This is a genomic window from Vibrio breoganii (genome assembly GCF_024346795.1).
In the GTDB taxonomy this organism is placed as follows: domain Bacteria; phylum Pseudomonadota; class Gammaproteobacteria; order Enterobacterales; family Vibrionaceae; genus Vibrio; species Vibrio breoganii.
In genome coordinates, this window is record NZ_AP024865.1 from 536,233 (window position 1) to 548,674 (window position 12,442).

The 12,442-nt window shown below is 43.5% G+C and carries 11 protein-coding genes; 6 read left to right on the plus strand and 5 right to left on the minus strand.

Translation table 11 applies throughout. The annotated features are described in order from the left end of the window. Positions 1-35: 35 nt before the first annotated feature. The 5 genes from OCU35_RS15485 to OCU35_RS15505 form a co-directional block, all read right to left on the minus strand. The gene (locus OCU35_RS15485) at positions 36-1,397 is read right to left on the minus strand and encodes an L-serine ammonia-lyase (protein WP_102360212.1); all 1,362 of its coding nucleotides are present in this window, start codon (positions 1,395-1,397) and stop codon (positions 36-38) included. A gap of 89 nt (positions 1,398-1,486) precedes the next feature. Continuing rightward, positions 1,487-2,740, minus strand: a complete 1,254-nt coding sequence (locus OCU35_RS15490; RefSeq protein WP_102446469.1) for an aromatic amino acid transport family protein — start codon at positions 2,738-2,740, stop codon at positions 1,487-1,489. 391 nt (positions 2,741-3,131) lie between these two features. Next, positions 3,132-4,124 (minus strand): porin, encoded by a 993-nt coding sequence (locus OCU35_RS15495; RefSeq protein WP_017028083.1) that lies wholly within the window; start codon positions 4,122-4,124, stop codon positions 3,132-3,134. A gap of 550 nt (positions 4,125-4,674) precedes the next feature. Continuing rightward, complete coding sequence (locus OCU35_RS15500) at positions 4,675-5,283, minus strand: hypothetical protein (RefSeq protein WP_261826482.1); 609 nt, start codon at positions 5,281-5,283, stop codon at positions 4,675-4,677. Between the two features lie 176 nt (positions 5,284-5,459). Beyond that, on the minus strand, positions 5,460-6,356 hold the full coding sequence (locus OCU35_RS15505; RefSeq protein ID WP_261826483.1) for a LysR family transcriptional regulator: 897 nt from the start codon (positions 6,354-6,356) through the stop codon (positions 5,460-5,462). Between the two features lie 131 nt (positions 6,357-6,487). On the opposite strand from OCU35_RS15505, the gene OCU35_RS15510 reads away from it, so the two are divergent. From OCU35_RS15510 to yegS, 6 genes are all read left to right on the plus strand, one after another. Next, positions 6,488-6,916: a PACE efflux transporter gene (locus OCU35_RS15510; protein ID WP_261826484.1), complete on the plus strand. Its 429-nt coding sequence runs from the start codon at positions 6,488-6,490 to the stop codon at positions 6,914-6,916. Positions 6,917-7,051: 135 nt separating this feature from the next. Next, positions 7,052-7,300 carry a DUF3297 family protein gene (locus OCU35_RS15515; RefSeq protein WP_017028085.1) on the plus strand — a complete coding sequence of 83 codons (249 nt, stop codon included), beginning with the start codon at positions 7,052-7,054 and terminating at the stop codon, positions 7,298-7,300. A 213-nt stretch (positions 7,301-7,513) separates the two neighbouring features. Next, complete coding sequence (locus OCU35_RS15520) at positions 7,514-8,617, plus strand: NADH:flavin oxidoreductase (protein ID WP_261826485.1); 1,104 nt, start codon at positions 7,514-7,516, stop codon at positions 8,615-8,617. 428 nt (positions 8,618-9,045) lie between these two features. Continuing rightward, positions 9,046-10,776 carry a choice-of-anchor F family protein gene (locus OCU35_RS15525; protein ID WP_261826486.1) on the plus strand — a complete coding sequence of 577 codons (1,731 nt, stop codon included), beginning with the start codon at positions 9,046-9,048 and terminating at the stop codon, positions 10,774-10,776. Positions 10,777-10,891: 115 nt separating this feature from the next. After that, a complete protein-coding gene (gene mrtJ, locus OCU35_RS15530; RefSeq protein ID WP_261826487.1) occupies positions 10,892-11,389 on the plus strand; it encodes a JDVT-CTERM system glutamic-type intramembrane protease MrtJ in 498 nt (165 codons plus the stop codon). Between the two features lie 118 nt (positions 11,390-11,507). Continuing rightward, positions 11,508-12,428, plus strand: a complete 921-nt coding sequence (yegS, locus tag OCU35_RS15535; protein ID WP_261826488.1) for a lipid kinase YegS — start codon at positions 11,508-11,510, stop codon at positions 12,426-12,428. Positions 12,429-12,442 lie beyond the last annotated feature (14 nt).

Here is a 12,442-nt window from a genome sequence, read left to right on the forward strand (position 1 = left end):
TTATTGAGTAACCTACTTTTTAGCAAAAGAAACTTTTAGCAAAGCACCTTAATAGCTAAGCCACCTTGAGAGGTCTCACGGTATTTAGCGTTCATGTCTTTACCGGTTTCAAGCATGGTCTCGATAACCTTATCAAGGGATACTCGAGCGGCAGAGGTGCGGCCTAATGCCATACGAGCCGAGTTAACCGCTTTCACTGCAGCAATGCCGTTTCTTTCGATACATGGTACTTGAACTTGTCCTGCAACTGGATCGCACGTTAAGCCAAGGTTGTGTTCCATACCGATTTCCGCCGCCATGCAAACCTGTTCTGGACTGCCGCCCATTAGCTCAGCTAAACCTGCAGCTGCCATAGAACATGCAACGCCCACTTCGCCTTGGCAACCAACTTCTGCACCTGAGATAGAGGCGTTACGCTTGTACAAACTACCGATTGCACCTGACGCTGCAAAGTAACGGGTATATTCTTTTGCTGTTACAGGTTGAATGAATTTATCGTAGTAAGCGAGTACTGCAGGAACGATCCCACACGCGCCATTTGTTGGGGCGGTTACTACTCGGCCACCTGCAGCATTTTCTTCATTTACAGCAAATGCAAATAGGTTAATCCAATCTACTACTGCCATAGGGTCTGCGTTAGTGCCGGCAGACGTGGAAAGCTTTTTGTAAAGACAAGGTGCGCGGCGGTAAACACGAAGTGGTCCAGGTAATACCCCTTCTGTATTCATGCCTCGTTCAATGCCATCAGACATGGTTTGCCAAATAGCAGCAAGATAGCTCGAGATAGCCTCATCTGAATGCAGTGCTTTCTCATTCTTAAGTACTAAGGTGCTAATAGAAAGTCCGCTTTCAACCGCTTGTTCAACAAGCGAAGTTGCCGAATCAAAAGGGTATGGGACTTCAACGGTTAGCGCTTCAGACTGACCAAAAGAGGCTTCATCGACAATAAATCCGCCACCGATAGAGTAGTAGGTTTTGCTATGTACTAGCTCATTGTCAGCCCATGCATGGATTTGCATGCCGTTTTCATGCAGCGCTAGGTTTTCAGAATGGAAGTTCATCCCACCAGAGGTAGGGAAATCAACGATGTGACTGCCAGTATCTAAAGCCAGCTTGCCTGTTTGCTCTACATTTTTGATAAATCCATCTATCGAATCAATATCAACGGTTTGCGGAAGGTTGCCCGCAAGGCCCATGATAATCGCAATGTCGGTATGGTGACCTTTGCCGGTTAATGATAGTGAGCCATAGACATCGACCGTTACCTTGGTGACTGACTGCAAGGTTGCCATGTGCTTGAGTTCTTCAACGAATTCATAGCCAGCCTTCATTGGACCTACAGTATGAGAACTAGAAGGGCCAACGCCAATTTTGTAAATATCAAAAATACTGATCATGATTATTCATGCCTTATTGTGAAATAAAGGGGAGAGCAGAATAAAAAGCCCCTAGCCATAAGCTAAGGGCTATTGAGCATCCAGGTTTATTAGAAGATGCCGTACGTTGCAGAAGTGATCGCTGCGATACCACAGATAAGCGTGAAGATACGAGCTGCTTTAGTGGTTGCTAGCTTCTTCATTGCTGGAACTTTGTACATCGCAAAGACAGGCATAATGAATAGAATTGCAGCAATCATAGGTGCGCCAATTGCTTCAATCATGCCAAGGATACTTGGGTTAACAATGGCTACAATCCAAGTGGTTACGACGATGAAGCCCAAAGCAATCTTATCAATCTTACTTGCAGAAGCGTTTGAGCGTGATTTAGCAAGACCAACCAAACCTTCATGAGCACCTAGGAAGTGACCAAAGTAGCTTGAAGTGATGGCTGCGAACGCGATTACTGGACCCAAAATAGAGATGATTGGTGACGCATGAACATTTGCTAGGTAAGAAAGTACAGAGATGTTTTCAGCTTGTGCTTGCGCTAGTTGCTCAGGAGATAGAGACAACACGACCGAAAATACGAAGAACATAACGAAACCCATAAGCATTGCTGACGCGCCGCCGGTGATCATGTCTGTTTTTTTGTGTGCATCTTCGCCGTAGGTTTTACGCTGTTCTTTAGTGAACTGGCTGATGATCGGGCTGTGGTTAAATGAGAATACGATGATTGGGATAGCCAACCAAATAGTAGAAGGCAGTGTGGTCCATTCAGGAGTCACTGACATCATTGATGTATTCCAGTCTGGAATTAGGTAAACCGATAGCGCAAGCAAGATAAGCACCAATGGATATACCATTGCAGATGTTGCTTTTAGCATCAGTTCCTTACCGAATACTACGCCACCTGTCATTAGGGCAATTAATCCACCAGAAAGTAACCAGCGTGGAACAGATTCCATGCCAAGTTGATTCACCATGAAAGAATCCACGGTGTTAGTGATACCTACACCGTAGATGAGAACGATTGGGTAGATGGCAAAGAAGTAGGCAAAGGTAATAATGGTTGCGCCAGTCTTTCCAAAGTGTTCTTCAACGACGTCGGTAATGTCCGCATTTTCGTTCTTAGATGAAAGAACAAAACGGGCTAAGCTCTTATGAGCAAACCATGTCATAGGTGCTGCAATTAGGGCTAGAATAACTAATGGCCAAAAACCGCCAGCGCCCGCTTTAATTGGAAGGAAAAGTACGCCTGCACCTACAGCTGTACCAAAAAGAGAGAGACACCATGTGATGTCTTGATAAGTCCATTTACGTGTTTTCCCTGATACTTGTTCTGCGATAATCGTTGTTGTCATTATATAATTCTCGTAAAAAAGGGATGTGATTGATTTCGGGGCGCATTGTGTTGCAACGCAGACATTTTTATTGTGATCAAAATCAATCCTTGAGGAAGTACCGTAAGTAGGGGGAAATTATTTGGATTGGATCACGAATTTCGCGTGCTACACGATAGATTATTTTTGTCTTAGCATTAAAAATTCTAATGGAAGTGGCTTTTTAATTTATGCAATCGTTTGCGGAAAAACAGGGTGAATATTGAGAGGATGTACAGTAGAACGAGAAGGGATAGTAAATAAGGTGCATAGAAAAATGGAGCTCTGATTGAGAGCTCCATAAAGATGGCTAAAGTTTAACTAAGCGTCGTTTTTCTTAGAAAGTGACTGTTGCTTAGAAAGTAACTTTTGGTTAGAAAGTAACTTTTGCACCTAACATGCCTTTAAGTTCTTCATCTTGGGTGAACTTCTTGCTCACACCAGCATAAGTTAGGAAGTAGTTAGTGAACTGGTAACCGAGATCTACGGTTGCGCTGTTACGATCATCTTTCTCTGAATCGAAGTTTGCGCTAGTGAACGTAGATGCAAGGGTTAACTTGTCAGTAAAGTCGTAAGAGCCTGCTAGCTCGTAACCTTGGAAATCATCACCCAACTGAGAGCCGTTCACGTAAAGCGCACCAAGGTACAGTGCATCTGTTACATCAGCGCCTAAACCGACTAATACGTTGTCGCTATCTTTAGCATTGCCGTCATAGGTTTCTTTTGCGTAACCGGCACCTGCTTTTAACATGCCGAAGTCATAGCTTGCTGCCGCACCGTAGCCTTTATCGATGGTTGCATCGATCTTTTGAGCTGGAATCTCAACACCATTGTTATCGAAGAATGATTTCGATACTTTCGCGCCGCCGCCATTAACGTTGGCTTTAACTGTTAAGTCACCATAGGTACCAACATAAAGTAGCTGGTTATCTGCACGGTCAGCCGTAGCAGATTTGCTTGATGCTTCTGAGCCGTAGGTATTCAGGATGTCGGTATAGTCAGTGATTAGGCCAAGAGAGCCATCTGTTTTACCGTATTGCAGTTCAGTATTTTCATCACCAACGCCAACGTAAAGGTAGCGAGTATCGTTTGTATTGTCTTTGGTAAATTCTTTTTCTACAAAACCACGCGCATGAACATCTTCAGTGATTTGAGTCTTAGCTTCAAAGTTGAGACGAGCACGAGAAAGCTCTTGTTGCTTTTGGTTTACTTTATTGTCTTTACCTTGGTCAGAGAACTCACTACGAGCCTCAACACGGCCGCCTAGAGAAAGAGCTAAGTTGTCTGCTTTGTATACTTCAGCAGCGTTTGCTGATGCAGCGAATGCTGAGGCAACTGCGATAGCAGTCAGAGTCAATTTTTTCATTTCTATATCCTTTAGTGTCCAGCACAAAAATTCTGAATTGGTGCTGGAACTAAAGCCTATATATTTTGTCTGTGCGGCATAAGATGAATAAATAGAAACTTATTTTGTATAACGAATAGGGGATTGATGGCAGGTGATTAATGTGGCATATCGCTTGTTGTCCAAAAATAAAGCATTGATAAAAAGTAAATATTCTTGATCTGTGAGTAATATTCCGAGCATAAAGTTAATTCCATTCCTGCTTTCAGTGATGCGTTTTTATGCATTTCTGTGACTAGAAATTCATTAGGCATCATTTGGAAATACAGTGACTAATTTAGGGTAAGACAGAGGGCACTAGATGCAACAATGCGTAGGTTAATATCTTGATGCCTAAATGTTACTAATTGTGTATAATTAACTGGACAATGTGAGGAAATCAATGATTTTGTTAAGTATAAAGCTACTTCAGATTGGATTTGTCATTGTCTATAAGGAATATAGAAAACGTAATATTCAAATGCCTCCTGCCTAGGAGGCATTTTTTTGTCTTAGAATTTCAGCTTGCTATTTACAGAGCATTTTTATCTCTGGTCATCTTAGCCGTACACTCTTCATCTATCGCCAGTTTTGCCTCAGAAAAGCCATTGCTTGGGAAGGTGGCGACCATTCCAATATCAGACTTAATAACAACGGGCTTCCCCTTGCCGAATTCGCTTAATACAAACGCAAGTCCTGCAGGGTTCTTTGGGCGGTATAACCGTGCGTTGTCATTGACCTTATCAACGTACTTGAAGTGGACATCTTGGCCGTTCACATTGAAGATGCCGCTGATTCTATTGCTGTAAAATGCGCCAGTGACAAAGAGTTCTCCTGCGCAATTGCTTGGATCAGTGCTGTAACCTGCTGCGTAGTCGAGATCGCCTTTGTGCGTTTGGTCGTTCCAGCCTACATTCTTGGCTAATCCATTGCCGTGATAACTCCACTCTTCACTGGCAAGCCATGCCTGCTTTTCATCAGAGAAGCGATTGAGTTGTGAGTCTGTTTCAATTGATGCTTGCGGTTGTTGAATCTCTGATTGAACAGGTGTTGCGGTATCTGCTTGTGATGTAATTGCAGTGCTTGTGCAACCTTGAGTAATAACTAGCATAGAGCCAAGCAATAGCGTTGCTTTGTGCATAATGTCTTCCTTGAAAGTAAAGGCGATTTGAATAACACCATGATATCTCTGGGCTAATGAGTAAAGGTTAGCGTAGTGTCTGATTTACTCTAGGTCTTTGTTGTTTCTTTGTCAGAAGACGGTTATTTCTCGACAGTAGTTAGGGTAGCGTGTGCAAAAAGGTGAATTTAACGTCGTTATTTCCAATCACATAATTCATATTTTTGATGTTCCAATAGTGCAATTATTTGTGTCAATACTGGCCCCTTTTGGTGACTTCTAGAAACAAAGCAGCCTACGCTATTGAGCCAGCCATCACGTTCGTGAGCCACTGGAAGCGCAACTAATTTTTCTTGTCTTAAAGCCACTTTTAGTGCTGATTCGGGAATGTTCGCCCAACCAATACCTTGGCCTACCATCTCTACTAGTGTCTGATGGTTATTAGTAAACCAAGTGTTTGTACTTATCCCATAAGTAAAAGGGAGCTCTTTCTTCTCCGTATTGCGATAAACGCATTGGCGATACCTTTTTAGATCAGAATCTCTGACTACATTCATCTTCGAGAGTTCATGCTCTTTTGAAGCGACAGTGAGGAACCGAGCATGGCCTAACAAGAAAAAATCCATATCGACTTTTAACTCTCCATCGCCATAAACGATGCCTATCTGAGCACGTCCTTGACGAACGAGTTCTTCGACTTTAAAGCTAGAGGCACTAATGAATTCGAAGTGAGTAATCGGGAATTGCTGGGAAAGGGGAGTAAATAACGCCAACAATTGATCTCCAAGCAAACTTTCATCTACAGCGATAGCAATGTCATGTTCGTAGTCTTTAGTGAGAGCTTCTACCTTTTGGTCAAAATGTTTTTGTTGGTGCATGATCGATTTTGCTATTGGCAGCAAAGCCTTACCACTTTCTGTGAGCTGCGGAGTATTTCTCTCTCGATTGAATAAGTCTTGGTCGATCGAGATTTCTAGATTAGCGATGGATTGACTCACTCCTGATTGCGCCCGTTTTAGAGAGCGAGCTGCGGCTGAGAATGACCCTGTTTCGCACACGGCTATAAACACTTTAAGTTGCTCAAAACTGTACATTTTAAATACCTATAATTTTCAATTACATCAAATGGTATCACTATGTGTGATAGTAGCTAACTTTTCATTAAAAAACACAGTGCCATAATATTGTCCTCTTTAATATAAACCTTAAATATGAGGAAACTGTTATGGGTACGATAGAACGTATCTTTCATTCGATACTATTTGAAGTATTAGCCGTATCATTGTCCATTCTTGGATTGATGATGCTTACTGATCACGAAACTGGGACACTATCAGGTACCATGATAGTTATTGCGACGATTGCGATGGGTTGGAATTATCTATTCAATCTTGGTTTCGATCAGGTAATGAAGGGAGAAAAGACAGATAGAACACTTAAGGACCGTATTATACATGTAATACTATTCGAAGCAGGTCTGTTGATTCTTACCATTCCAGTAATGGCTTACCTATTAGGGTTGTCATTATTAGAAGCGTTTATAATGGATTTGGGGGTGACTCTGTTTGTGACCTTTTATGCGTTCGTGTTTAATTATACCTATGACCATGCTCGCGCATTCATTGTCACGAACAAGGCTTTACATGTCCATTGAGCAGAAGTTGCCCGTATTCTATCTAAGGAACGCTCAACACCTATCCAGTTACAGCTAGTATTAGATAGGATTTCTTGAGCGCAAGGCTCGCTTTGTCTACAATGACGCACACTATTATTTTTTCAGGTCATGAAAATGAGCGACACTAACGAAAAGCCAACTCTTCCGGATCACCTTTCAGGTAACCCTCGCAGCCCTCACTATGTTGAAGAGTGTTTTCACCATCGCATCGGTATTCGCCTTAACGGTAAAGAGCGTAACGATGTAGAAGAATACTGCGTCAGTGAAGGTTGGGTAAAAATCCCTTCTCCTAAAGCGCTAGATCGTCGTGGTCAGCCGATCCTTATCACCCTTAAAGGGACAGTAGAAGCTTACTACGTGTAAAGCTCTACTTTATGAATATAAACGGCTCATGAATTCGTTCATGGGCCGTTTTTTTATGATTCACTTTAACTTGCCCTTAGAACCTTGCCCAACAGCGCATAACTTAATCTAGATTAAGGTTTTGTTTGCGATTCATCAGTAAAGTCAGTCATCCGATCTAGATCACACTTTTCAGCGCTGCCTTTAACGCAGTTTCACATTAGAGGATTCGACTTGAGCATTTTGTTTTCACCAGCCCAGATTGGCAATATGACCCTTAAAAACCGTTTTGTGCGCAGCGCAACATGGGAAAACATGGCGACAGAAGAAGGTTATATGACCGAGAAGCTGTATGACATCTATGAAGAACTGGCTAAGGGTGATGTGGGCCTTATCGTAACGGGTTACGCGAATATCGTAGAAGATGAAAAGCCAAATGCTGGAATGATGGGTATCTACAATGATTCGTTTATTGAGGGCTACAAAAAGCTAACTGATCTTGTACATCAGTACGATGCCAAGATTGTTAAACAGATTGCTTACGGTGGTACTAAGACCACGTACAACCTTGGCGAGCGAGTCATATTCGCCCCAAGTGATATTCCTGAGCGTGGCACCAATACTCAAGGTAAAGCCATGCGCAAAGACGAAATTAACTTCATCGTTGATGCCTTCGCCGAAGCGAGTCTGCGAGCGAAAAAATCCGGCTTTGATGGTGTTGAGATTCATGCTGCTCATACTTACTTGATCAACCAGTTTCTGAGCCCATATTACAACCGCCGTGACGATGAGTATGGCGGTAGCTTAGAAAACCGCATGCGATTCTTGGTTGAGATCTATGAAAAAACTCGCGATCTCGTTGGGGAAGACTTTCCTATTCTCATCAAGCTAACCGCAACCGAATTCTTTGAAGGTGGGCAGAGCTTTGAACAAACGCGCGCTATCTGTAAGAAGCTAGAACAGCTTGGCGTCGATGCCATTATTGTTTCAGGCAATATTCACGGTAAAGCCAGCGAGATGGTCGGTGAGTCGTTCGACGGTTATACCCTACAACAAGAGGGTTACTTTCACGAATACGGTCATGTCATCAGCCAAGACGTCAACGCACCCGTGATTACTGTCGGCGGTCTAAGTGACTTTGATGCAATTGAAAACATAGCCAACAACACTGGCATCGACTTCTTTGCGGTTTCTAGACCTTTACTGGCAGAGCCTCAACTCATCAAGCGCTGGAAAGAGGGTGACCGAGCCCCTGTTGATTGCGAGCGCTGCTCAAAATGCCGCACGAAGCGAGGCAATTTTTGCGTGGTATTTAAACGCCGAAAGAAACAGAGATAACCCCGCAATAAAGACATAAATTAACGGCTTGTAGCTTTTTAACTGCAAGCCGTTTTTTGTGTTTTTGACGAAAAATCTGCTGGACTATTCTGTTGTTTTTATCGTCAAAATGCGTGGTTAGATCAAGGTTTGGTTAGGTAATGAAGTCGATGCCTTTTTTCGACTTTAGTAATGATTTTCCTTTGCTAGATTTAAAGTGAGGGTGCATTAGGGAGTGGTAATATACCAATCGCTTAAATACATTTGTTCACCTAAACTTGACTGTTAACAGAAGCGGAACAATCGCTAGATGCTAAGCAGTAACAGCCCAGTTTGATGTTGTCGTCAATGCATTTAACGCCTGATGGGGTTGCTCCTATCTTGAATAATAAAGAGCCTTTCCTTACGCACTATGGATGATTATCTAGCTAGCGATAGTGGAGATTATTATGAACATGGAAAGGATTAGGCGAAGCACCTACGGTGCAATGGGCTTGACGTTCTTAAGTCTACTCTTCGCTGCAAATGCCTATGCAGCGATTATACAAAACTCTAATGTTGATACATCACCAGATGCCTTTATTGGTGACTGTGGCGTACCTGGCGAACTAACCGCTTGTATTGGTGGTTGGAACCTAGACAACGTTGATGTGGTTTTAAGGTACGAGGATGGTCTGGAGTTTGGGTCATTTGATGAAGACTCTGGTATCTACAGTTTGATGACTTATGGTGATTATTTTGAGAGCTCAGTCAATGGTGATGAAGGGCAGGTTATGGCTCGCATTACTGGTAAAGACTGGCCAGTCGGAGAGCCGAATGCGATAAAAATCGTCACTGGCGACTCTGATGTTTCCCATGGTAAGCCTCAGAATTGCATTATTGGTTCGTCTTTTTTGAGTCCAGATAACTCTGACATCGAAGATGCTAATTTCTTAGATTCAACGCATCCTCAACCTGTTATTTGTTCTAGTCCATTTCAGACTCATAAACGGTTTAAAGTTGCCATGCTTCCGGCCTCAGTGGAAGATATCGACGAAGGTGATGGCCATGGGATAGATCTTGTGTTCAATGTGCAAGATGAAGTGGTTGATACTGAAGCGGAAGCTGAAATAGCACTTCGTTCCTATCAAGTTTTTAGCAAGATTAACAACTACACAGGTAGACGTTTAAGCGGTTACAAAGTCATCGTGGGCACAGGACGTGGTGGCGAATTTAAATCGGCAAGTGAGACTGGTATATCTAATGTACTTCATCTTTCCTTAGGAAAAGGAGAGGGTGCTTCCGGCGGGCACGATAAACTTGTTTATGATGGCTCAGATATCTTTGAAAGCGACAGTTTAGCCACTTTCTCCCATGGTTTATTTGGCGCTCCGGATAAGCATTTTACTAGTAATGGTTTCTTCGATATGCGCACTGCTGGGTATGATGTGGAACAAGGATGCGTATCCAGTGCCGACGGTGCATGTGCTAGCTACAGTAATCCAATGACGGAAGAAGGCCAACCAGAGTTAATGGCGTCGGACATGATTTATTCGACCTCCGCGCTCGCCAGTCACTACCATGAAACCTTGGGCATTATTGAAGGGCTTCCTTTGGGAGAATGGCTTCCATCAAAATGGCAGCCAAAGGCGGTATTCTTTGACGAAGACAACGACCCTGAAACGGACGCTACTCTCATTGCATGGTGGGATGGTAACAACTGGCGTGGGAACTATGATGAGGGATTCCCTGTCATTGACCAAGCTGAAATAGATTGGCTAGCGGCTAACCCTAACGGATTGTACGAAATGGGTGATATAGAGGATGTACTAAATTTGGGTATCAACTACATTATTAAAGTAGGCAATGGTATTCCTGGTGGCACATTCACAGTGAGAGTAATTCCAGTTGTATCGGATAACCAAACGCCTCCAGCGTGGTGCACTGGATTCTTTGGAAGTTGTCATGAGCCGCCTTATGGTGCGGCTACGCAAGCTGAGGAAGCCATTGAAATAGAAGATGATGTGGTTAGCGAGAGCGAGGTTGATGGCTTTGCTGAAGCAATAGGTTTAACCGCTACTGACGGCGGCGGTGGTTGTACTTTAAGTAGGAACGGACGGTTAGATCCAACTTTGTTACTGCTATTTGTCATTGCACTGGTCCAAATTTTCTGGCGTCAGCACTGTTCACGAGCTAGCTAGTTGTTAACTCAACATCGTGGCATGCGATGGATTTTCAGAATCGGTAAATGACCAAGCCGGCATCACTGGAAAATGGTGTCGGCCTTTTTGCAACAACAAGGGAGGTTATGCCCTTATGCACTACCTAAAACCCGGCAGACTTGGCGTGTTTGATGAGCTTGCTTTGCGAGGCGATAGGCGATGGGCTTCTGATCGGCAGTTTAAAGCGGCTTGGCTCTTTGGAATCGCTGTTGGGTTGTTACTATTTTCTGGTCATGTTCCAGATTTAAACGCACAACAATCTTGGCAGACATTATTAGTGGCCGTGCTGGTGTCGCCTATAATTGAAGAGCTGTTGTTTAGAGGTATATTGCAAGGCAGATTATTAAGGTTGGATTGGGGGCGAAAGCAACTGATTGGCTTTACAGGAGCAAACCTATGCTGCTCCTTATTGTTTGCTGCGTTTCATTTATTTAGTCATGCTCCAATCTGGTCTCTAGGTGTATTTTTTCCCTCGTTGTTGTTTGGATATTTTAGAGATAAACACAACAGTGTCTATCCCTCTATTGCTCTGCATATCTTCTACAACGCAGTGTATTTTTTACTGCCAATCGTAATCAGTTACAGCTTTTGAAATTTAAGCCCTCTGCCTGTTTAGAGGAAACTATAAGCCATCCGTATCTCCGTCTTCTTACTTTGCTGTACCTTACCCCGGTTATACCTGCTAGATTATGAATAGTGCTAACTAAGTAGTGGTTAAGATTTTGATTCGATTGATACTTAATGGAAAAAAAGCCGGTCTCGAGAGCGTTAGAGAGGCGGTTTATGCTCTCCGAGAGAAAGGGTATGACCTTCAAGTTCGTCCCACTTGGGAAGAGGGTGATGTTGACCGATTGGTGCAAGAAGCGGCCGAACAAGGGGTAACGCGGCTAGTCGCAGGAGGCGGAGATGGCACAGTCAACGAAGTGGTCAGTGCGATTCTTAAGTATGATCTTAACCATTTAGAATTATCTGTCTTGCCTTTAGGGACGGCTAATGATTTTGCCACGGCGTGTGAGATCCCATCAGAACCTATTGATGCGCTTAAATTAGCGGTATCGGGACAGAGTTATTGGGTTGATGCAGGCTCAGCCAATGAAAAATACTTCATGAACGTCGCAACGGCAGGGTTTGGCGCTCAGGTAACAGCAACGACACCGGTTGTACTTAAGAACTTTCTCGGCGGAGGTGCTTATACGCTGTCTGGGCTAGTTCAGGCGATAAACTTTCAGCCCTTTCCTGGCACTGTCATTCACGATGATAAAGCGACACTCGCAAATGTAGTGGTTGGCGCGGTATGCAACGGCAGAACCGCTGGTGGCGGGCAGCCATTAGCTCCACAGGCGTATATTGATGACGGAGTGTTTGAGCTGTTCTATATCGAGGGTTTCAATGCTAGTGATATTCCCACCGTCCTTGAAGAGCTTCAAGAGTTACATGAAGGCCCTGATACTCAGTTTGTGCATAGACACAGTATTCAAACGATTGAGTGGCACTCCGAGCAGTCTATGCCAGTGAATCTAGATGGCGAGCCAATGTCACCGCAAAATGTGACGATAAAAGTACTCCCCAGTAGTATTAAATTGGTGCTCCCTGGCAATACCCCGATCTTGCTTAACCGAAATAAGGCTTAAAGCTAAGTATCAAG